Origin of the sequence: Psychroserpens sp. (assembly GCF_045105015.1) — a bacterium.
Classification (GTDB): domain Bacteria; phylum Bacteroidota; class Bacteroidia; order Flavobacteriales; family Flavobacteriaceae; genus Psychroserpens.
Map to the genome: position 1 here is coordinate 1 of NZ_JBGCCX010000019.1, position 20848 is coordinate 20848.

A 20848-nucleotide genomic window follows, 5' to 3' on the forward strand; every position below is an offset into this window, starting at 1 on the left:
CTAACATACCAATTCGCATTACCAATTCTATCATTTACTGTCACCACTGAAGAATTAGTAATACCTTGGCGTTTGTCTGGTGTTCCTAGGTACACATTTATTAATTCATTTATTTCTTTAATTAAATCTTTAGATGCTGTGATGTCATCTTTGTATTTTTCTTTATCTAGTTTACTTAAATCACCTTTGAATTTCGTTGCAATTTGTTTGCTTTCGACGAGTTGTTTAACAGCTGCTGCAACTGTAGATTGCATTTTTTCAATAGTTTTTGAAGCATTATAAACTTCGTTGATATTTGTCATAGAAACATTTAGTCTAGGATCAGATTTAACAGTAACCATTTCTTGTGAAGTTACATCTCCAAAATGTAAAATCGCCTTATAGGTACCAGGTTTAACGGAAACACCACTTGGTTCTCTTGTTTGTTTTCTAATACTTCTTGAAGCTCTAGAAACACCTGCTTCATCCATAAACCAAGACCATTTGTAAATTCCAGTTGAGTCAGGAGCTTTTCGTTTTAAAGTTCTCATCAATCGGTCGCCATCATAAATTTTCATAGTTAAAGAGTCCCATTTCACTTCTGTATCTTTAGATTCTTCGCTATCGCTCTGAATGACATCATCTTCTTCATCTTCTTTTTTTGATGCCTCTTCTTTTTTCATTTCATCAATTTTCACATAATAAGAAAATTGTGCCCCATAGCCTCTGTTTTCACCATGATACATTGCATCTGCTCCAAAACGACTTCCCGTTGGTTGCTGGTATGCTGCTTGATACGCTGTAGGAGGTGTGAAAAGTTCAAGTTTTTCAGTAGTTAATTTTTTGTTTTTTGCTAAGGCTCTAAGTGGACGAATATCATCTAAAACCCAAGCTGCACGTCCGAAAGTTCCAATAATTAAATCATGTTCTCGTGGATGGATCACTAAATCTTTTACTGAAACTGTTGGAAACCCTTGCGTCCATTTCTTCCAATTCGCTCCAGCATCAATAGAAATATATAAACCATCATCAGTTCCTAAGAATAATAAATTCTTTTCAATCGGATCTTCAACAATAGATAAAGCATAACTTTCGGTATTATTACTATTTACAATACGTTGCCAAGTTTTACCATAATCTTTTGTTCTGTAAGCATAAGGTGTAAAATTAAATCGTCTATAATCATTTGCTATAAGGAGTGCTTCTCCTTTGTTTTTATTAGACGCTTTTATCTGAGGAATCCAACTTCCAGCAGGTAAGCCTTTGATGTTATTAGTAACATCAGTATAAGTCTGTCCGCCATTTTGGGTGTAATGTACTTTACCATCATCGGTTCCAACCCAAAACATATTACGTTCAACGGTTGATGGTTCAATTACTAAAATCGAACAATGATTTTCTGCTCCAGTGGCATCCATTGTTAGTCCGCCACTTTCATTTTGCTTTAGTTTTTCTGGATCATTAGAGGTCAAATCTTCAGAAATTACAGTCCATGTTTGACCTTTATCAGTTGATTTGTGTACAAACTGACTTCCGAAGTATAATGTGTTATTATCAAACGGATCAATGTTAATAGCAGAATTCCAATTAAAACGCAGTTCTACTTCAGGATCAGAATGCGTTGGTCTTACTGTATAATTATTTCCTGTTTGCCAATCGTATCTACTTACATAGCCTTGTTGACTCATTGACCAACCAAAACGAGAATCGTCTTTATCTGGAACCACATCAAATCCATCACCAAAACTAATTTCTTGCCAATAACTATTTCTTATGCCTTGAACACGCCATGCATAAGCAGGACCTCTCCAAGAGCCATTATCTTGCATTCCTCCATAAACATTATATGGTATTTCATTATCTACATTGATATGGTAAAATTGAGCTACAGGTAAGTTGCCAATAAAGCGCCAAGATTTTCCACCATCTTTAGTAATGTTCATTCCACCATCATTTCCATCAATCATAAAATCACCATTAGTTGGATGAATCCACCAAGCATGGTGATCTGGATGTACACCATTACTAACTCCATATGCAGGCATTAGCTGCTTGAAATTTTTACCACCATCTTCAGAAACGTTCACGTACGTATAAATTGAATACACACGATTTTCATTTTGCGGATCAACATATATTTCAGAATAGTAAAATGGTCGATTGCCTATGTCTCTTTTTTCATTTATATTTTTCCCACTAAAACCACCATCTTCACTTTTGTACAAGGCATTCTTTTTAGCTTCAACTAAAGCATAAACAATATTAGGTTTATTAGCAGCAATAGCTACACCAATACGACCTAAATCACCTTCTGGAAACCCTTCTTTGTCAGTTACTTTTTTCCAGGTATTTCCACCATCATGTGTAATATGAACACCAGAACCTTCTCCACCAGATTTGAAAAACCAAGGATCACGTTTGTGTTCCCAAAGTGAGGCAATTAGTTTATTTGGATTTGTTGGGTCCATTACTAAATCGGCTGCGCCAGTTTTGTTATTTGCAAATAATATTTTAGTCCATGAAATTCCTCCGTCAGTTGTTTTATAGATACCACGTTCAGGATGTTCTCCCCAAGGAGAACCGATTGCAGCAGCATAAACGATATTAGGATTTGTTGGGTCAACAATTACACGATGAATATGACGTGTCTTTTCTAATCCCATTAACATCCAAGTTTTTCCTGCGTCAACAGATTTATAAATACCATAACCACCATTTAAACTATTTCTTGGGTTACCTTCACCAGTACCAACCCAAACAACGCTTGGATTAGATTGCTGAATTGCAACAGCGCCAACAGAAGCAGTAGCTTCATTTTCAAAAACAGGATTCCATGTAATGCCACCAGAAGTAGATTTCCATAAACCACCAGAAGCAGTTCCAACATACATAATGTCTGTATTGCTATGAACAACATCAATACTAGTAACACGACCAGACATACCGCCTGGACCAATATTACGAGGCTTCATGTTTTTGACTAAATCCATTGATAATTCTTGTGCGCAAAGAGAAAAAGATGCCAAAAGCATCATAAGGTGAATTATTTTTTTCATGTGTAAAAGGTTAGTTTTTTTTAAAGTTGCATAAAGATAAGCAAAAGTTGCTTGGATGTAAATTTGCTTATTAAACTTTGGAGATTTTTAACAATATACTCATTGATAAATCGAATATATTTTTAAATAAGACTTTTTTATCCTAAATATGACAAATATCATAAATTTTGGCATGTCTAGTCGGTAAATTTGCATAATTAATTGATATAACTATGAAGACAACACTAAAACTAATGATGGTATTATTTGTAACACTACTTTTAAGTTGTGGAGGCAAAGAAGAAAAGAAAAAAGAACCTATTTCTTATGGTAGAAAAGAAGTTCCGGTTAAAAAAGAGGCTAAAGCTAGCAAAACCCCTGCATCAAAGCGGATTGATTTGAGTAACAAAGGAGTTGGTCCAATTACATCTGTGACATTAGATGCAGAAATTGATCAAAATATGGTTACTGAAGGTGCTGAGATTTTTAAAAAGATGTGTACAGCTTGTCATAGACCAAACAAAAAATTTATTGGTCCATCTCCAAAAGGATTATTAGCGCGTAGATCTCCAGAATGGATTATGAATATGATTTTAGATCCTGAAGGAATGGTTAAAAATGATCCATTGGCTAAAGAGCTTCTCATAGAATTTAATGGATCACCAATGGCTAATCAAAATTTGACTGAAGACGAAGCTAGAAAAGTATTAGAATATTTTAGAACACTATAACATCAACATTATGAAAACAGCCAAAACACTCATTTTAATTTTTGCATTAGGTGCTTTTGTATACTCGTGCAAGAATGAAAGCAAAGAAGCCTCAACGAACTCAACAGCAACCCAAACTGATAATAAACCTACTGAAAGAACTGGTCAAGCTTTTATTGAAGATGATGGGAGTACAACAGTTCTAAGTATTGCTATTGGATCTAAGGATCATTCAACTTTAGTAGCAGCTGTTCAAGCCGCACAACTTGAAAATGCATTGGTAAATGCAGGACCTTTAATGGTTTTTGCGCCTACTAATGATGCCTTTGCTGCTTTGCCAGATGGAACTGTTGATAATTTATTGAAGCCTGAAAACAAAGAAGCTTTGGCTAATATTTTAAAATATCATGTCACCCCAGGAAATTATTCTAAAGACTTTTTAAAGAAATTTAAAAAACTAGGGCAAGCAAACAACCAATATGTGACAGTGGAAGTTGTTGATGGAGAACCTATGATAGGTGGTGCAAAAATACTTGGAAGTGTAAAAGCTGGTAACGGTATTGTGCATGTTATCGATAAAGTACTATTACCACCTACAGAAGAATAAACAAACACTAATCTAATCTAAAACATATGAAGAATTTATTAAAACTAACGGTTGCACTTGTATTTGTATTTGGTACCTATACAAGTTGTAATAATTCGAAATCATCAAACGGTAATTCTGGTGCATTGTCTAGCAATGTCGCCGAGAAAGTTTATGTTGCTCCTGGAGAACATGATTCACATTACGCATTTATTTCTGGTGGATATAGTGGGAATGTTACTGTATACGGACTTCCTTCTGGTAGAATGTTTAAAGAAATCCCTGTATTCTCTCAGTTCCCTACATCTGGATATGGTTATTCTGAAGAAACAAAACCGATGTTGAATACCTCACATGGATTTATTCCTTGGGGAGATTCTCACCATCCAGATATTTCGCAAACGAATGGAGAGATAGACGGTCGTTTTATTTTTATTAATGAAAATAATACACCTAGAATAGCAAAGATTGACTTAAAAACGTTTGAAACTACTGAAATTATTGAGGTACCTAACAGTGCTGGTAATCACAGTTCATCTTTTGTAACTGAAAACACAGAATATGTAGTTGCAGGAACACGTTTTTCTGTACCAGTTCCACAACGTGATATGCCAATTAGTGAGTATAAAGGAAATTTCCAAGGCGCTTTGTCTTTTATTAGTGTGGAGCCAGAACATGGTCACATGGATATAAAATTTCAAGTACTAATGCCAGGTTTTAATTATGATTTAGCACATCCTGGTCGTGGAGATTCTCATGGTTGGTTCTTCTTTTCAACTTATAATACTGAAGAAGCTAGTACTCTTTTAGAAGTTAATGCCTCACAGAATGATAAAGATTTTATTGCTGCCATCAACTGGAAGAAAATTGAAGCGTATGTTAATAATGGTGGTGGTAAAATGATGCCAGCTAATTATGCACATAATGTATATGATGAGGATACCCATACAGCAACATCTACTATGAAAAAAGAAGTGCGTGTTGTTAATCCTACTGAAGTTCCAGGAGCAGTATATTTATTACCTACACCTAAGTCACCTCATGGTTGTGATGTAGATCCAACTGGAAAGTATATTGTTGGTAATGGTAAGTTATCTGCTAATTTAACAGTGCATTCATTTACTAAAATGATAGAAGCAATTGAAAATGAAAAATTTGCTGGTGATGCTTACGGGATTCCAATCTTGAATTTTGAGGACGTATTAGCAGGAGTTGTTGAGCAAGCAGGATTAGGACCATTACATACAGAGTTTGATGATAAAGGGAATGCCTATACGACGTTCTTTATTTCCTCAGAAGTTGTAAAATGGAAGGTAGGTACATGGGAAGTAATAGATAGACAACCTACATTCTATTCTGTAGGTCACTTAACTATTCCAGGTGGAAATTCTGGTAAACCACAAGGTAAATACATGTTCGCAATGAACAAGATTACTAAAGACCGTTACTTACCAACTGGTCCAGAGTTAGAGCATAGTGCTCAGTTATATGATATTTCAGGAGATAAAATGGAGTTACTTCTAGATTTTCCTACACACGGAGAACCGCATTATGCAGCTGCAATGGAAGCAGGTTTAATTAAAGAGCGTTCGCAAAAAATCTATGATTTAGAAGCAAATAAGCATCCATATGCTGCCTTTTCTGATGAAGACACAAAAGTAGTTCGAAACGGTAATGAAGTTCATGTTTATATGACCACAATTAGAAGTCATTTTTCACCTGATAACATTGAAGGTATTAAAGTTGGTGATAAGGTGTATTTCCATATTACTAATTTAGAACAAGATTTTGATGTACCACACGGATTTGCCATTATAGGTCAAAATACATCTGAGTTGTTGATTATGCCTGGACAAACCAAAACATCAGTTTGGGAACCAAAACAAGTTGGAGTTTGGCCATTCTATTGTACAGATTTCTGTTCTGCGCTTCACCAAGAGATGCAAGGGTACGTAAGAGTATCTCCTGCTAATAGTGATACACCTTTAAAATGGTCGCTAGGAGAGGATATTGAATAAACAAATTAGGGAAATTTTGTTTTAGTGTTTATTTTCCTATATAAAAAGGCGAGAGTTATTTATTCGCTCTCGCCTTTCTTTTAAAACACTATAAAACCCACAAAATCTTTCACGATGAAAAAGTCAAATATCATCATGCTGCTTGCAGCTATTCTACCTTTAGGATTGTTTTTATTTCCACTTTGGAAAATTACATTAGAAGCACCACAATATCCTACACCATTAGGAATGTATATCCATATAAATGACTTTTCAGATGCAAATCCACATGACATTAAGAATATAAACTTGATGAATCATTATGTTGGAATGCAGTATATACCAGATGCTATTCCTGAATTTAAAATTTTTCCAGCAGGTATTATTATCACAAGTATTTTAGGTTTGTTGATAGCTTGGAAAGGAAATCATAAATGGTTTTTAGGATGGTTTATTTTAATGATATTACTTAGCTCTGCTGGTATGTACGATTTTTATTTATGGGAACATGACTATGGTCATAATCTCGACCCTAAAGCGATTATGAAATTTACAAATCCCGATGGAACTCAAATGGGATTTCAGCCACCACTCTTCGGAAGTAGAGATATTTTAAATTTTAGAGCTCATTCTTATCCACAGTTTGGCGCATTATTCTTAGGTTTAGGGATTGCGGCTTCATTTGTAGCGTTTCTAATAGGAAAGAAGCAAGATAAAATGACTTAACCATGTAGGTTCAAAAAACACTAAACTCATGCAAACATTAAAATACTACTCAATCATTGCAGTGCTATTCCTTTTTTTTAGCTGTAATGTGTCTCCTAGTCCAATAGATTATGGTAATGATGGTTGTCACTTCTGTAAAATGACCATTGTTGATAAAGTACATGCTGCAGAAATAGTTACTAAAAAGGGAAAAGTCTATAAGTTTGATGCTACAGAATGTATGATTAATTTTATGGAAGAATTTAACACTTCGGAAATCGCATTGTATTTATCAAATAATTACACAACACCAGAAAAATTAATTGATGCAACTGGAGCAACATTCTTAATAAGTGAAAATATTCCAAGCCCTATGGGAGCTTTTCTTTCAGCTTTTGAAAATAGAAGTGATGCAGAAAAGACTCAATCTCTAAAAGGAGGTGAACTTTATAGTTGGAATGAATTACTAGCACATTTTAAAGATTAGTATCATGAAATCTGTATTCACTTTTTTGTTTGTCATATTTATGGCATATTTTGGTTATGCATCACAATTTGAAGTTTGTACTACATGTCCAGTTTCGAAGTTGCAACAAGCAGTAGATCTAGCAAAGAATTTTGATACCATTATTGTTAAAAAAGGAACGTATAAAGAGCATGATATTCTTGTTAATAAACCACTTACTATTATTGGTAGGGATTATCCTATAATAGATGGTGAGTCTAAAGGTGAAATCATTACCATAATATCAGATAATGTTACTGTAGATGGTTTGTTTATAATAAATGTAGGTACAAGTTATACTGAAGATTATGCAGCTGTACGTGTCAGAAAAAGTAAAAATTTTGTAATTCAAAACTTAGTTCTAGAAAAGTTGTTTTTTGGGATTTATATAGAAAAATCTAATTATGGAAAAGTATACCATAATAAAATAATTGGTGATGCTATTGAAGAGTATAACTCTGGAAATGGGATTCAATTATGGTATAGTAACCATATTGAAATTGAGCATAATTATGTAGAACATGTTCGTGATGGGATCTATTTAGAATTCTCTGACGACTGCTTAATTAAAAATAATGTTAGTGCTTTAAATATTAGATATGGTTTACATTTTATGTTTTCTAATGATGATACTTACCAAGATAATACCTTTGAAAATAACGGAGCAGGAGTAGCTGTTATGTTTTCCAAAAAGATTAAAATGTATAATAATACCTTCAAAGAAAATTGGGGAACAGCTTCTTATGGAATGCTATTAAAAGAAATTAATGACTCTGAAATTATAGGAAATACATTTGAAGAAAATACAATCGGAATCAATATTGAGGGTTCAAACCGAATCATTTATAAAAATAATAACTTTAAAAACAATGGTTGGGCTGTTAAAGTAAAAGGTGCTTGTTACACCAATACTTTTATAGAAAATAATTTTTTATATAACTCTTTTGATATTGCATATAATAGCAAGATTAACGATAATGAATTTGATAGAAATTATTGGAGTAGTTATACAGGATACGATTTAGATAAAAATGGAGTAGGAGATGTACCTTATAGACCTGTGAAATTGTTTTCATATATCGTAAATCGCACTCCAGAAACCATTATTTTATTACGTAGCATGTTTATAGATATTATAGATTTTTCTGAAAAAGTATCTCCTGTATTTACTCCAGATAATCTTTTAGATCGTAATCCATTAACAAAGAAAATAGAATGGTAAGTATTCAAAATTTACATAAAAAATTCGGTAAAAATATTGTGTTGAGTGGTTTAGATTTAACCATTAATGATGGAGGTATTTTCGCTGTACTAGGTCCAAATGGTTCAGGTAAAACCACCTTGATAAAATCTATTTTAGGAATGGTTATTCCAGATCAAGGTAACATAAGTGTTTTAGGAGAGAATATCAAAAAAAAATCTGAATATAGACATCAAATTGACTATCTGCCTCAGATTGCTAATTTTCCAAGTAATTTGAAGGTTAGTGAACTCATCAAAATGATTAAGGATTTACGTCAACATACTATTGGTGAAAAGAGCTTAATTGAGCTTTTCAGGCTAGAGCCATTTTTAGATAAAAAATTAGGAAATCTCTCTGGTGGTACAAAACAAAAAGTGAATCTGGTATTGACATTTATGTTTGATAGTCCACTCATTATTTTAGATGAACCTACTACAGGATTAGATCCTATTTCGTTGATACGATTGAAAGATTTAATTCAAGCAGAGAAAGCTAAAGGAAAAACTATTCTTATTACATCTCATATCATGAGTTTTGTAGAAGAAGTGTCAGACGAAATTGTCTTTTTGCTAGAAGGTAAAATTTACTTTAAAGGTTCAATTTCTGAGTTAAAAACAAAGACTAATCAGCATGATTTTGAACATGCAATTGCATCTATATTAACTGATAATCATGTTTAAAATATTAAAATATAGTTTTTTCGATTTAATGCGTAGCCGTTGGAGTTACGTCTATTTTGCATTCTATTTATTATTAGGTATTGTGCTCTTGTTTTTAAATAACGATTTATCAAAAGCAGTTATTACTTTAATGAATGTGATTATTGTATTAGTTCCACTAATAGGTACGATTTTCGGAGTCATGTATTATTATAATTCCAAAGAATTTACTGAGTTGCTTTTGGCACAACCCTTAAAACGTTCATCCATTTTTCTTGGACAATATTTAGGTGTTGCTTTGTCTTTATCGATTAGCTTAATTCTAGGGCTCGGCATTCCATTTATATTTTATGGTTTGTTTGAAAGTAGTGCTATTTGGGATTTCTCGTTATTACTTATTACAGGAACTTTTCTAACTTTAATTTTTACTGCTTTAGCATTCAACATCGCACTATCTAATGAAAATAAGATAAAGGGTTTTGGCTACGCTATTTTGCTATGGTTGTTTTTAGCGATTATTTATGATGGTTTATTCTTAATGACATTAATTATGTTTGAAGATTATCCTTTAGATAAATTATCATTGGTTGGAACCATGCTAAACCCTATAGATTTATCTCGAACACTTATTCTCTTGAAACTAGATATTTCTGCTTTATTGGGATATACAGGAGCCGTTTTTAAACAATTCTTTGGAACTAGTTTCGGACTCATAGTATCTTTTGTGACGCTCACTGTTTGGGTTGTATTGCCTGTATTACGGATTGTATTTAAATCTAAAAAGAAAGATTTTTAATTATGAAGAAAATTAATTTGATTGTTTGCCTATTGATATTATTTTTTAGCTGTAAATCTGAAGAAAATAAAATCAATTCTAATCAGGATTCTGATATAGAAACCATTTCAATTTTGGATACCTTACAACTCAAGTTAGATCAAGGTGAAAAATGGATTGCTAATGTTGAAACTCATAAAGGTGTAAAACAAATGGATTCTATAATTTCAGCATTCAAAAAAGAAAATAAAAATGACTACGTGGCTTTAGGAACTATTCTATCAAAGCAAACAAGTTATATCATTAAAAACTGCTCAATGAAGGGAGAACCACATGATCAATTACATGTGGTGTTAGTTCCTATGTTAGATGAGATTTCAATTTTGAGAGAACCCACTACAAGCATAGAGTCAAAAGAAGCTCTTGTCCGATTGGAACAATTAATTCTGAAATATTTTGAGTACTTCAAGGTTAATTAAGTTTTAACCCTTTTTCTGTTTAATAATACTAATTATTAAGATGCTGATTCCCAGTGGTAATAAAATACTAAAAACAAAAAGTAACTCGTAATAATTTGGAAAAAGATGCATTCCAAAATAGAATCTAATACCTTGAAAAAGAAGGAGTATTTCAGTAATTGTAAAACCGATAAAAAAACTATAAAGCCCATAGGCTAATAGTTTTGAAGGATTGCTTAAATGCTCTCTAAGGATAAATGAAAATAAAAATCCAGAAAGAACCCCAAGCATTAATAAGTGAATAAATCCGATTACAAAATTGCGATGACGATATAAACCTTCAGCAAACGCTGGCAGTATAGAAGCCAATTGTACCATTGATTTAATAATCAAACAAAACATTGCAAGCCATAAACAGTAGGTAATTAGTTTAGAGATTGTTTTCTTAAATTCAGTAAACTGAATACTTAAAAGTTTGAAAAAATAGAATAGAGCAATTAATTGTAAAATCACTCCAAATGTATTTATTTTTAATAATATATCATGGGACTGAAACCAATGTATTGGTAAAGCCAAAGTTAATAAAGTAGAAGCAATTAATAATTTAATAAAAATTCTGAATGACTTAGAATCTTTTATGTCTAATAGGTGAAAAAACAAAGCAATTACCGCAAATAAAAACCATCCATTAAATTGAAAATGTAAGAAAAATTGTATGGCGATTTGATAAAAAGCTGAAGCTTTACCCATTAATCCAACAGCTGGACCCAAACACCAAACTCCCAAAGTAGATAAGAGCATAAATACGAGCGAAGTCTTTAGCAGCAGTGTTGTCACTTTCGATTTCGTTTGGTGATGTATCCATATCAAATACACAAAATAGTAACTGCATAAAATGTGTAATGTTGAAAATGTGATAGAAATAACACCATAACCTTGAAAAGGAAAACTCAGCATCATGCCAATTACTGCAAACTGTGTTAACCAAAACAACCGATTGTATATTCGCTTGTTTTCTGGAGCAAAATAGTGGACTATAAATGTAAATAACATTAAATATACCCAACCTAACATGGCAATATGAGAATGAGCATGTGTTAAAAAACGATAATTGATATTTATGTTACCAATTGCGACATAGCGTAATACTAATCCCATTAATGCAGCTACAAAAAAATTTAGCAAACAAACAATGATCCGTTTTTTTAGCATATTGAGATTTGTGGAGTCTTAATATTTAAAGGTATTAAAAAAAGAACACTTCCCTTGGTTTCATTTAGTGTAACTTCTGTCGTTCCCCTCGAAAAACAACAATTATTACAGTAGGTAGGCAACCCAAAGGAAGTGTAGCTTTAACTTAAAACCAATTCTTAATTAAATAATTTCTCTAGTTTTACAGCTTCTGGAAAAAGAATGTTATTCTCTAAATGTATATGTAAATGCAAATCTTTTTCAAACTCTTCTAACATAGCAAAGGTCACTTTATAAGTATTACAGCCATCAGCTGGTGGAGTATAGTTTGATGTGAGTTTCTCAATTTCTCTAAAGCGATTACCTTCATTATCATGTTCATCTTTCATCATGGCAATAGGATTTTCTACTGTTTCAAACTGAGGTGATTGCACAGCGCCATTCTCAAGCTTAGCTTTTACCATCTTTCTTATGAAAGGGAAGAGGATAAGCTCTTCTTTTTTCATATGTGAGGTTAGCTCTCCTGCAGATGCAGTAAATAATTCATTGATTTTAAATAGTTCTGGATGACGTTCTCCATGTACACGACATAATTTATCTAAAAATTGACGTATAACAGGAATTTTTTCTTCAACATATCTGTGATGTTTCTTTTCAATATATTCTACTAATAAATCTAATGGCCATGATTTATAATCAATCGTTTCGCCACTTTTTGAGTTTAAAATTGTTTCAATTTCATTCATTAAAATATTACTGTTAATACCTTTTTTGTTACAGGCTTCTGCAACTGTTCTATTACCATTGCAACAAAAATCAATTTTGTATTTCGAGAATATTGCAGCAGTTCTGTAATCTTCAGCAACGAATTGCCCTATTTCTTTTTGAGTGTTTTTTTCTAATGCTTCCATAATTAATTTATATCGGATAATTTTATCCTATTTATGTTTAAATTTTTTTTAGATTTTTAAAAAGGCTTTCCCATTTTTTAGACCTGTTGCCAATTCCTCTAAATTTGTGTTTTCTAGCATGTCTCTTAAATCATTACGAATGGATTCGAATTTATCATGCATAGGACAAGGATGATTTTTGTTACACTCTTTCAAACCTAAACCACAACTCGAATAAACGCTATTGCCATCTATAGCCTCTACAATTTGAGATAGTTTAATTGTTGCTATAAGGTCTTTGTCAATCTCAAAGCCACCATAAGCGCCTTGTACAGATTTAATAATGTGATGTCTTACTAAAGCTTGTAAAATTTTTGCTGTAAACGCTTGAGGAGAATCAATTTGTTTTGATATTTCTTTAGGACTTACTCGTCTACCTTCATGCGAATTTTTCGCAATGAAAATTGACGCTCTAATTCCGTATTCGCAAGCTTTAGAAAACATAGGTTCTAACTTTAATACAAATATCCGAAATTTTTAAAATAGGACATAATTATCGCGTATAAAAAAATATAAATGCATCGTATTATTTTACAATTCCTTTAATAATTTTCAGTTTTAAAAGCAGTATTTTTATGGTGCTATGAAACACAATACAGATTTTAAGAGAGGATTCGTATTTAAATCTTACGAAGCTCCTGATAAATCACCTTTTGAAACCCTCTTTGAAATTTTTAAAGAGTTAATTACACATACTTCTGGTGACTTTGATGAGGCAATTTCTTGGTTGAGAGAACTAGATAAAGAATATGAGCTAACAACTGCCGAATATACAATTGACGATTTTATTGAAGACCTAAAGAAGAAAGGCTATATCAAAGAAGAAATTGATCCCGATGGTAATAGTGGTCTCTTAATCACAGCCAAAACGGAACGTGCAATTCGTCAGCAAGCACTTGAGCACATCTTTGGAAAAATAAAGCGAAGCGGTCAAGGAAATCATAAAAGTAAAAGCCCTGGAATAGGAGATGAGCATACAGGTGATTTCAGAAATTATCAATTTGGAGATGCCTTAGATAAAGTGTCTATGACTGAGAGTTTACGTAATGCACAAATTAATCATGGTATTGGAGACTTTAATTTAACTGAAAATGATTTAGTAGTTGAAGAAACTTTACATAAATCTCAAATGAGTACTGTCCTGATGATTGATATCAGCCATAGTATGATATTATATGGTGAAGATAGAATTACACCTGCAAAACGTGTAGCGATGGCTTTGGCCGAATTGATTACAACTCGTTATCCTAAGGATACTCTCGATATTATTGTTTTCGGAAATGATTCTTGGCAAATTGAAATTAAAGATTTGCCATATCTTAAAGTTGGTCCTTATCACACAAATACTGTAGCTGGTTTAGAACTTGCTATGGATTTACTCCGAAGAAAACGGAATACGAATAAACAGATTTTTATGATCACAGATGGAAAACCAAGTTGCTTGCGATTACCTGATGGTCAATATTATAAAGATAGTAACGGATTGAATCCTTACATCACAAATAAGTGTTATGCAATGGCACAACAAGCTCGGAAATTACATATCCCTATAACTACTTTTATGATTGCTCAAGATCAATACTTAATGCAATTTGTACAGGAATTTACTAGAGCAAATCAAGGAAAAGCGTTTTATACTGGTTTGAAAGGTTTAGGAGAAATGATTTTTGAAGATTACGAATCAAATAGAAAAAAAAGAATTAAAGGCTAACAGTGATTACCTGTTTTAAATAAAAGGAAAGGCTTGAAGAATAAACAAAAGCAATCAAAGAACATGAAAATAGATACAATAAAAACTTTAGGTGATTTAAAGAAATCGGGCTATCAATCAAAATCAATAAAAGATGAATTAAGAGATAACCTTATCGAAAAAATAAAAAATAAAGAATCAGCTTTTGAAGGTGTACATGGTTATGAAAATACTGTAATTCCTGAATTAGAGCGTGCGATTCTCTCAAGACATAATATTAATTTATTAGGTCTTCGTGGTCAAGCAAAAACTCGTTTAGCACGTTTGATGTTAAATTTATTAGATGAATACATTCCATATGTAGAAGGTTCAGAAATTAATGATGATCCGTTTAATCCTATTTCTCGATTTGCTACAGAATTGATAGCCAATAAAGGTGATAATACTCCAATTACTTGGTTGCATAGAAGTGATCGTTTTGCTGAAAAATTAGCAACTCCAGATGTAACTGTTGCTGATATTATAGGAGATGTTGATCCTATTAAAGCAGCTAATTTAAAATTGAGTTATGCAGATGATCGTGTGATTCACTACGGAATGATTCCAAGAGCAAATCGTTGTATTTTTGTGATTAATGAATTGCCTGATTTACAAGCAAGAATTCAAGTCGCATTATTCAATATTTTACAAGAAGGTGATATTCAAATTCGTGGGTTTAAACTCAGGTTACCTTTAGATGTTCAATTTTTATTTACTGCAAATCCTGAAGATTACACCAATAGAGGAAGTATCGTTACACCTTTAAAAGATAGAATAGGAAGTCAGATTTTAACACACTACCCAGTTGATATTGAAACAGCACGTTTAATTACAGAACAGGAAGCTAAATTAGTTGAAGAACAAAAAAATACTGTAGTTGTTCCAGATTTAGCTAGAGATTTATTAGAACAGATTGTATTTGAAGCTCGTGAAAGCGAATTCATTGATGCCAAAAGTGGTGTAAGTGCTAGATTAAGTATTACAGCTTTAGAAAACTTATTAAGCACAGCTGAACGTAGAGCTTTATTAGCAGGCGATGATAAAACCATGCTTCGACTAAGCGATTTTATTGGTATTATTCCAGCAATTACAGGGAAAGTTGAATTGGTTTATGAAGGAGAACAAGAAGGAGCAGCAGTCGTAGCTTTTAACTTAATAGGAGAAGCGGTTAAAAGTTTGTTTCCTGAATTTTTTCCTAAAATTGAAAAGCTGAAAAAAGATACTGAAGAAACCGCATACGATGATATTGTATCTTGGTTTTTTAATCAAAAAGAAGGATTTGAAATTTTGGATGATTTGAGAGATAAAGAATATAAGAGTTTACTGGATGCAATTTCTCCTTTAGATGATTTATTGGGTGAATATCAACCTAATATTGCTAAAGATGAAAGTTACTTTGTTAAAGAATTTGTGCTTTGGGCTTTGGTTGAATTTAAACAACTCAGTAAATACCGATTCACTGAGGGTATTCAATTTAAAGACCCTTACGGTAGTTTTATAAGTGGTATATAATTAAAAGAAGGGAAGCAATTTGCTTCCCTTTTAATTTTACATAAAACTCATTTACTAATTAGCTCTACTTTTGATATTATTCGCACAAAACTTTATGATATCATTGATTCGTTTTTCACGTGTTGAATCACGTTTAGCTTGATTTAACCAATATAAATACCCTTTTCTGTAGGAAGGTGCAAAGTTGTTGAAGTTGTCAAAAGCTTTTGGGTTTTTGTCAAATGCTAATTGTAATTCACTTGGAATAATTCCTTTTTCAACATTGTCTAAAGCAGTCCAACTTCCGTTTTCTTTGCCGATTTTGATTTTTGCTAATCCACTTTTTTCCATGAGTCCAGCTTTGGTAAGTTCTTTTATGTATTTTTTATTCAAAGCACTCCAAACACTTTTTTCATTTCTAGAGCAGAAGTATTGACGACGCTTGCCATCTCCTAAACTTTTTACAGTAGAATCTATCCAACCATAACATAAAGCAACTTTTACTGCTTCTTCCCAACGCATAGACGCATTGTTGTGATTTACTTTATAAAAAATCAGATAAATTCCTACAGAAGTATTATGATTGTTATGCAACCATTTTCGCCATTCTACATCAGTTTTAAAATAATATTCTTTTATTTCAGACATTAATTTCTAATAATCTGATTTGGAAATACAACAACACTCTCAAAACCATTTTCATCAACTGAAACAACACCAAAATAGAAGTTGTCAATAACAATACCTTCTAAAGTGAACTCAGTGTCATTGCCTACATATCGGCTATGACCCCAAGTAGGAGAGGTGGTGTCTCTCCAATAAATTTTATAGCCTTTCGTGCCCTCAACAGGACTCCATTTTAATTTTACTGAGGGTTCAACAATTCCACCGATGCCTAGAGTTATTGGAGCAGGAGGCGCAGAGGCCAAACTTGCCATTGTAATAGCATTCACTGTGGTAAGTTTTTTTGCATAATCAAAATTGACATGTTCGAAAGTGTCACCATAATTAATACCGTTTTCTGTTCTAATATCTTGATGCTGTTGGGTGTAATTTTCGTGAGCTTCCATAATTCTTATTCCAGGAAATCCAACATCGTTGAAAGGTCTGTGATGCCCTCCACGACCAAATCGATCGAGTCTATATACCATCATAGGATTCATTTCTGGCATATATGTTTTAGTAGTTTTATAAACGTAGCGAGCGAGCTGTCTTGAAATACCATCAACTTCGCCACCATAAAAGCGACGCGATTTTCTTTGTTTTTCAGTTTCAGTTGGAGGAACAGGTTCTGAGAATATTCTAAACGTACGATTATCAATCACTCCGTCAACACCTTTAATATTACCGATCATATCATTATTAAGCACACCAATAACATCCCAATTATTTTCCTTAGCATAATTAGCGAAACCTTTGCCACCAAAAAGTCCTTGTTCTTCTCCTGATAGTCCAACATAAATAATGCTACTTTCAAATTTATACTTTGATAATACACGAGCAGCTTCAATAGCTCCAGCCATACCTGAAGCATTGTCATTTGCTCCAGGAGAATCAGAAGTGAAATTATTCGGATCTGAGACTCTAGAGTCAATATCTCCACTCATTATAATATAGCGATTTGGATATTTTGTGCCTTTTTGTATGGCCACAACATTAACAACCCAAACATCTTTTGTGATTCTATCGTTTTCACCTTTTTTTACAAGATCTTTCTGATAAAAAATATCTAAGCAGTTATCACAATTTTCAGAAATAGATTCAAATTCATTTTTTATCCAACGCCTTGCTGCTCCAATGCCTCTAGTTTCTGAAAGTGTGTCACTGAGTGTATGGCGTGTACCAAAATCGGCTAATGTTTTGATGTCTTTTTTTATGCGCTCTGCGGAAACATTATCTATAATGTCATAGATTTTTTTGTTTGTTTGGGCATAAATTGGAATTATAAATAAAGCTAATAATATGGCTGAAATATATTTCATAATAAATAAAGCATGTTAATTTTTGAATGCGTCTGGATGTTTCTTTTTAAATCTAAGCACGTTTATATAGCATGTTATTCCAAGAGTAGAGTAAGCAAATCCTGGTAAACCAAAAGTAATTCCAACTTTAAAAAAGGCTAAGACTATTGATAGTACTGCTGTAAATATGAAAATAACAAAGTGTTTATGGTAAAATAATAATAATGATGTGTTTTTGTTATTCTTGTCTTTTTTGTAAGCTCGATAATATAAAAAAGCATAGCAACTAAAAATAAGTGCAAATCCAAATCCATAAAGTAAGAATAGATGAGATAAACCATCTTCACCAAGTTGTGTTTTTTTGGTAATAGAATTAATTAAGGATTTAAGAGGAAATAAATAAAATAGAACAGTAAAAAGTAAAATGATGTTTGTGGCTATAATCCAATTATCAACATATTTAGTACGTTGAAAAAAGTTATAATGAAGTTTCCAAAGTAGCATCATTACAAAAAAAGCAATTCCAAAACTTATAAAGCTTGATATTTGATTGTCAAGATGATTAAAGTCTATTGTTGTTCCTAAGTCAACAACCATAAGCGTTGCTGCAAATGCAAAAACTCCATCACTTAAAGATGTAATTCGACCTCTAGAGTGTTTCATTATAATCTTCTTTATTTTTTATAATTAAACTTTACAATTTCAATGTCGCCATTGTCATTTTCGATATCTACATAAACATTCATTTCATTATCACTTACTTTTTCAAACATCATACCTGCAAAAGTAACCTTGTTTTCAGTGATTTCTTTTAACGGAAAATCAACCGTTTCATTTTTTGTTTCCCAACCTTTTAAATCATTATCAAAATGTTTTAATTGAAGTACTAATGAATTTTCAACTTCTCTAATGATTTCTATTTCGTAAAATGATACTTTACCATCATTGATGAGTTTAAAAGTTGCCATCATTGAACCACCTGAAGGTTTGCTCCAATTTTCTTCGGTTTGACCACCAAATGCTTCTCCTTTCCAGTTGCCAGCAATCCATGAACAATTTTCTAACTTAGGCTCTAATATAGTTTTGTCTTGGCTAAAACTGTTTGAGCCAATTAATACGAGTAATAAAAATGCTAATGTTTTCATTTGTTATTGCATAAAGGTTACTTTAATAATCTTACCATTTTCAACTTCGTAAATGGCAACAGCATTTAAAATTTGTCCGTTAGCTGTCACTTGCTCTTCATCTATAACTTTATTGCCAAATACAATTCTCTTTTTAACGAATGCTCTTAAATCTTTAACGCGACTAAACCAGTCACTATATGATTTACGCATGGCTTCTTTACCTTCTGTTTGTAAAGTGTTTGGATATTGATATAGTTTCACATCGTCTGCATAATCCTTCATAAATGCATCAATGTCTCTTGCGTTATAGGCATCAAGATTTCTTTGAATGATAGCTTCAACTCCTGTTTCATCTGTAGAACTTTCTGAATCTGTATTGGAGTTATCTGAGTCTTCTTCAGAAGTGTCATTAGGGGCTTCTGTGGTTTCAATATCTTCTTGTTGCGGACTAATATCTCCAGCAATGAGTAGTTTGTTTCCTTCAGTATTGACTATTAAACGTGTGATTTTAGTAATACCTTCGGACTCTAAATCGGCAACTTTTTTCCAGTTGTTATCTCTTTGTAGTCTTAACTTGTACAATACATTGTCTTTACTAGTCAGTAATGTTTTATTATCTAACCAACATATATCTTCAACCCCTTCCATAGTATTTGCGATAACTTTTGTATCTCCTGTTAATGGGTTAAGCGATTTTATTTGCCATTGATTTTTATTCTCTTTTGAAATAAAACTCACTAGATTGGAACCTGGAATTCTATGGAATGAACGTCCAACATTAGTCTCATATTTTCTATTGGTTCCATCTTGAAGGTTACTTACAAATAGATTTAATTGGTCGTCTTCAATTACTGCTGAAACAACAGTATGTTCATCAAACCAAGTATAATATGCAACCACTAAGTCTTTGATTAACTCTGTAGAGTCCCCATTACTTCCGTTATAACTATATAAACGTTGTGTTCCATCTTTATCTAAACGAACAGCTGATATGTCATTTCTATTCGGAATAATTAAAGGTGTATATTCACCACCTTCTGTGAAATTAAGCCAAGATTTAGAATCGTATCGTGTATCGTATTTTGCAATATCTGTTTGACCATTTCTAGTTGAAGCAAACAAAATATACCTGTCATTTAAAAATGAAGGTTGATTATCATAACCTTCATTGTTTGATAAGTTTTTTCCATTTTTAATAGTGATCGTAGAAGATTTAACTTCTACATCAAACATAAAAACTTCGGTATTAGCTTGCGAAAAAAGTTGAAAAGTGATGAGTAAAAAAAGACTCGAAATTTGTGTTTTCATAAATGTTGTTTTGAAAGTATTAAATATACTAAAATTAAAAAAGCCAATCCCGTTAGTGAATTGGCTTTTACTGTCTATAAATTTTGAATTAGCCGAAATTTTATAAACAAAAACTACCTTATTGAGTACAAACCAAATGTTATGGCTTAAAGAATGCACTCAAATAGGTAGATAACTAAACATATTTTAGAAGCAGTATTTGTTTTCTGCTTTTACTTTTTCAGCAATTTCGTTACGTAAATCAACGATGTCTGGATAGTTTTGATATTTAGTGAAACGTTTAAGTCCCATAAGCATCATACGTTGCTCGTCACCTTCAGCAAATGAAATGATACTTTCTTTTCCTTTACCTTCTACAATACTTACAGCATTGTATAGGTATAACTTAGACATCGCTATTTGTACTTTTTGGTCATCTTCTCCAAAACGTTTGGCATTC

General features: G+C 32.3%; 20 protein-coding genes and 1 pseudogene. 11 read left to right on the plus strand and 10 right to left on the minus strand.

From position 1 onward, the window contains the following. A partial coding sequence (locus tag AB8B90_RS01365; RefSeq protein WP_405332911.1) for a WD40/YVTN/BNR-like repeat-containing protein occupies positions 1-3035 on the minus strand: 3035 nt, incomplete at its 3' end. Positions 3036-3247: 212 nt separating this feature from the next. On the opposite strand from AB8B90_RS01365, the gene AB8B90_RS01370 reads away from it, so the two are divergent. The 9 genes from AB8B90_RS01370 (at position 3248) to AB8B90_RS01410 (ending at position 10673) form a co-directional block, all read left to right on the plus strand. Further along, a complete protein-coding gene (locus AB8B90_RS01370) occupies positions 3248-3745 on the plus strand; it encodes a c-type cytochrome (protein WP_405332913.1) in 498 nt (165 codons plus the stop codon). Between the two features lie 10 nt (positions 3746-3755). Then, positions 3756-4331 carry a fasciclin domain-containing protein gene (locus AB8B90_RS01375; RefSeq protein ID WP_405332915.1) on the plus strand — a complete coding sequence of 192 codons (576 nt, stop codon included), beginning with the start codon at positions 3756-3758 and terminating at the stop codon, positions 4329-4331. A 26-nt stretch (positions 4332-4357) separates the two neighbouring features. Then, entirely contained in the window at positions 4358-6328 is a 1971-nt protein-coding gene (gene nosZ / locus AB8B90_RS01380; protein WP_405332917.1) for a Sec-dependent nitrous-oxide reductase, read from the plus strand. Between the two features lie 114 nt (positions 6329-6442). Then, positions 6443-7033, plus strand: coding sequence for a hypothetical protein (locus tag AB8B90_RS01385; protein ID WP_405332919.1), 591 nt, complete (start codon positions 6443-6445; stop codon positions 7031-7033). Between the two features lie 28 nt (positions 7034-7061). Continuing rightward, positions 7062-7499: a nitrous oxide reductase accessory protein NosL gene (locus AB8B90_RS01390; protein WP_405332921.1), complete on the plus strand. Its 438-nt coding sequence runs from the start codon at positions 7062-7064 to the stop codon at positions 7497-7499. 4 nt (positions 7500-7503) lie between these two features. Further along, on the plus strand, positions 7504-8739 hold the full coding sequence (locus AB8B90_RS01395) for a nitrous oxide reductase family maturation protein NosD (protein WP_405332923.1): 1236 nt from the start codon (positions 7504-7506) through the stop codon (positions 8737-8739). Next, positions 8733-9440, plus strand: a complete 708-nt coding sequence (locus AB8B90_RS01400) for an ABC transporter ATP-binding protein (RefSeq protein WP_405332925.1) — start codon at positions 8733-8735, stop codon at positions 9438-9440. Before AB8B90_RS01395 ends, AB8B90_RS01400 begins: the two co-directional genes overlap by 7 nt. Next, positions 9433-10215 carry an ABC transporter permease gene (locus tag AB8B90_RS01405; RefSeq protein WP_405332927.1) on the plus strand — a complete coding sequence of 261 codons (783 nt, stop codon included), beginning with the start codon at positions 9433-9435 and terminating at the stop codon, positions 10213-10215. Before AB8B90_RS01400 ends, AB8B90_RS01405 begins: the two co-directional genes overlap by 8 nt. Before the next feature lie 2 nt (positions 10216-10217). Then, entirely contained in the window at positions 10218-10673 is a 456-nt protein-coding gene (locus tag AB8B90_RS01410; protein WP_405332929.1) for a hypothetical protein, read from the plus strand. A 3-nt stretch (positions 10674-10676) separates the two neighbouring features. On the opposite strand, the gene AB8B90_RS01415 is transcribed toward AB8B90_RS01410, so the two are convergent. From AB8B90_RS01415 to AB8B90_RS01425, 3 genes are all read right to left on the minus strand, one after another. Continuing rightward, entirely contained in the window at positions 10677-11810 is a 1134-nt protein-coding gene (locus tag AB8B90_RS01415) for a hypothetical protein (RefSeq protein WP_405332931.1), read from the minus strand. A gap of 212 nt (positions 11811-12022) precedes the next feature. Further along, positions 12023-12754: an iron-sulfur cluster repair di-iron protein gene (gene ric / locus AB8B90_RS01420; RefSeq protein ID WP_405332933.1), complete on the minus strand. Its 732-nt coding sequence runs from the start codon at positions 12752-12754 to the stop codon at positions 12023-12025. A gap of 48 nt (positions 12755-12802) precedes the next feature. Beyond that, entirely contained in the window at positions 12803-13237 is a 435-nt protein-coding gene (locus AB8B90_RS01425) for an RrF2 family transcriptional regulator (protein ID WP_405332935.1), read from the minus strand. Positions 13238-13376: 139 nt separating this feature from the next. Between AB8B90_RS01425 and AB8B90_RS01430 the strand changes: the two genes are divergently transcribed. Both AB8B90_RS01430 and AB8B90_RS01435 read left to right on the plus strand, forming a co-directional pair. Beyond that, positions 13377-14504 carry a vWA domain-containing protein gene (locus tag AB8B90_RS01430; RefSeq protein ID WP_405332937.1) on the plus strand — a complete coding sequence of 376 codons (1128 nt, stop codon included), beginning with the start codon at positions 13377-13379 and terminating at the stop codon, positions 14502-14504. Between the two features lie 63 nt (positions 14505-14567). Beyond that, positions 14568-16034, plus strand: coding sequence for a magnesium chelatase (locus AB8B90_RS01435; protein ID WP_405332939.1), 1467 nt, complete (start codon positions 14568-14570; stop codon positions 16032-16034). 54 nt (positions 16035-16088) lie between these two features. Here the strand turns inward: AB8B90_RS01435 and AB8B90_RS01440 are convergent, their stop codons facing one another. From AB8B90_RS01440 to AB8B90_RS01465, 6 genes and pseudogenes are all read right to left on the minus strand, one after another. Next, the gene (locus AB8B90_RS01440; protein WP_405332941.1) at positions 16089-16661 is read right to left on the minus strand and encodes a YdeI family protein; all 573 of its coding nucleotides are present in this window, start codon (positions 16659-16661) and stop codon (positions 16089-16091) included. Next, positions 16661-17995: a M28 family peptidase gene (locus AB8B90_RS01445; protein ID WP_405332943.1), complete on the minus strand. Its 1335-nt coding sequence runs from the start codon at positions 17993-17995 to the stop codon at positions 16661-16663. Before AB8B90_RS01445 ends, AB8B90_RS01440 begins: the two co-directional genes overlap by 1 nt. Positions 17996-18010: 15 nt before the next feature. Then, positions 18011-18637 (minus strand): TMEM175 family protein, encoded by a 627-nt coding sequence (locus AB8B90_RS01450; protein ID WP_405332945.1) that lies wholly within the window; start codon positions 18635-18637, stop codon positions 18011-18013. A gap of 11 nt (positions 18638-18648) precedes the next feature. Then, the gene (locus AB8B90_RS01455) at positions 18649-19119 is read right to left on the minus strand and encodes a DUF6265 family protein (protein ID WP_405332947.1); all 471 of its coding nucleotides are present in this window, start codon (positions 19117-19119) and stop codon (positions 18649-18651) included. A gap of 3 nt (positions 19120-19122) precedes the next feature. Then, positions 19123-20409: a nuclear transport factor 2 family protein gene (locus AB8B90_RS01460; protein ID WP_405332948.1), complete on the minus strand. Its 1287-nt coding sequence runs from the start codon at positions 20407-20409 to the stop codon at positions 19123-19125. A 186-nt stretch (positions 20410-20595) separates the two neighbouring features. Further along, a pseudogene (locus AB8B90_RS01465) lies at positions 20596-20848 on the minus strand (acyl-CoA dehydrogenase); the annotation flags it as partial.

What these genes read in the sequence shown, in the direction of transcription:
- AB8B90_RS01370 (WP_405332913.1), top strand. Translation starts at nt 3,248, where the DNA reads ATGAAGACAACACTAAAACTAATGATGGTATTATTTGTAACACTACTT.
- AB8B90_RS01375 (WP_405332915.1), top strand. Translation starts at nt 3,756, where the DNA reads ATGAAAACAGCCAAAACACTCATTTTAATTTTTGCATTAGGTGCTTTT.
- nosZ (WP_405332917.1), top strand. Translation starts at nt 4,358, where the DNA reads ATGAAGAATTTATTAAAACTAACGGTTGCACTTGTATTTGTATTTGGT.
- AB8B90_RS01385 (WP_405332919.1), top strand. Translation starts at nt 6,443, where the DNA reads ATGAAAAAGTCAAATATCATCATGCTGCTTGCAGCTATTCTACCTTTA.
- AB8B90_RS01390 (WP_405332921.1), top strand. Translation starts at nt 7,062, where the DNA reads ATGCAAACATTAAAATACTACTCAATCATTGCAGTGCTATTCCTTTTT.
- AB8B90_RS01395 (WP_405332923.1), top strand. Translation starts at nt 7,504, where the DNA reads ATGAAATCTGTATTCACTTTTTTGTTTGTCATATTTATGGCATATTTT.
- AB8B90_RS01400 (WP_405332925.1), top strand. Translation starts at nt 8,733, where the DNA reads ATGGTAAGTATTCAAAATTTACATAAAAAATTCGGTAAAAATATTGTG.
- AB8B90_RS01405 (WP_405332927.1), top strand. Translation starts at nt 9,433, where the DNA reads ATGTTTAAAATATTAAAATATAGTTTTTTCGATTTAATGCGTAGCCGT.
- AB8B90_RS01410 (WP_405332929.1), top strand. Translation starts at nt 10,218, where the DNA reads ATGAAGAAAATTAATTTGATTGTTTGCCTATTGATATTATTTTTTAGC.
- AB8B90_RS01415 (WP_405332931.1), bottom strand. Translation starts at nt 11,810, where the DNA reads ATGGGATTAGTATTACGCTATGTCGCAATTGGTAACATAAATATCAAT.
- ric (WP_405332933.1), bottom strand. Translation starts at nt 12,754, where the DNA reads ATGGAAGCATTAGAAAAAAACACTCAAAAAGAAATAGGGCAATTCGTT.
- AB8B90_RS01425 (WP_405332935.1), bottom strand. Translation starts at nt 13,237, where the DNA reads ATGTTTTCTAAAGCTTGCGAATACGGAATTAGAGCGTCAATTTTCATT.
- AB8B90_RS01430 (WP_405332937.1), top strand. Translation starts at nt 13,377, where the DNA reads ATGAAACACAATACAGATTTTAAGAGAGGATTCGTATTTAAATCTTAC.
- AB8B90_RS01435 (WP_405332939.1), top strand. Translation starts at nt 14,568, where the DNA reads ATGAAAATAGATACAATAAAAACTTTAGGTGATTTAAAGAAATCGGGC.
- AB8B90_RS01440 (WP_405332941.1), bottom strand. Translation starts at nt 16,661, where the DNA reads ATGTCTGAAATAAAAGAATATTATTTTAAAACTGATGTAGAATGGCGA.
- AB8B90_RS01445 (WP_405332943.1), bottom strand. Translation starts at nt 17,995, where the DNA reads ATGAAATATATTTCAGCCATATTATTAGCTTTATTTATAATTCCAATT.
- AB8B90_RS01450 (WP_405332945.1), bottom strand. Translation starts at nt 18,637, where the DNA reads ATGAAACACTCTAGAGGTCGAATTACATCTTTAAGTGATGGAGTTTTT.
- AB8B90_RS01455 (WP_405332947.1), bottom strand. Translation starts at nt 19,119, where the DNA reads ATGAAAACATTAGCATTTTTATTACTCGTATTAATTGGCTCAAACAGT.
- AB8B90_RS01460 (WP_405332948.1), bottom strand. Translation starts at nt 20,409, where the DNA reads ATGAAAACACAAATTTCGAGTCTTTTTTTACTCATCACTTTTCAACTT.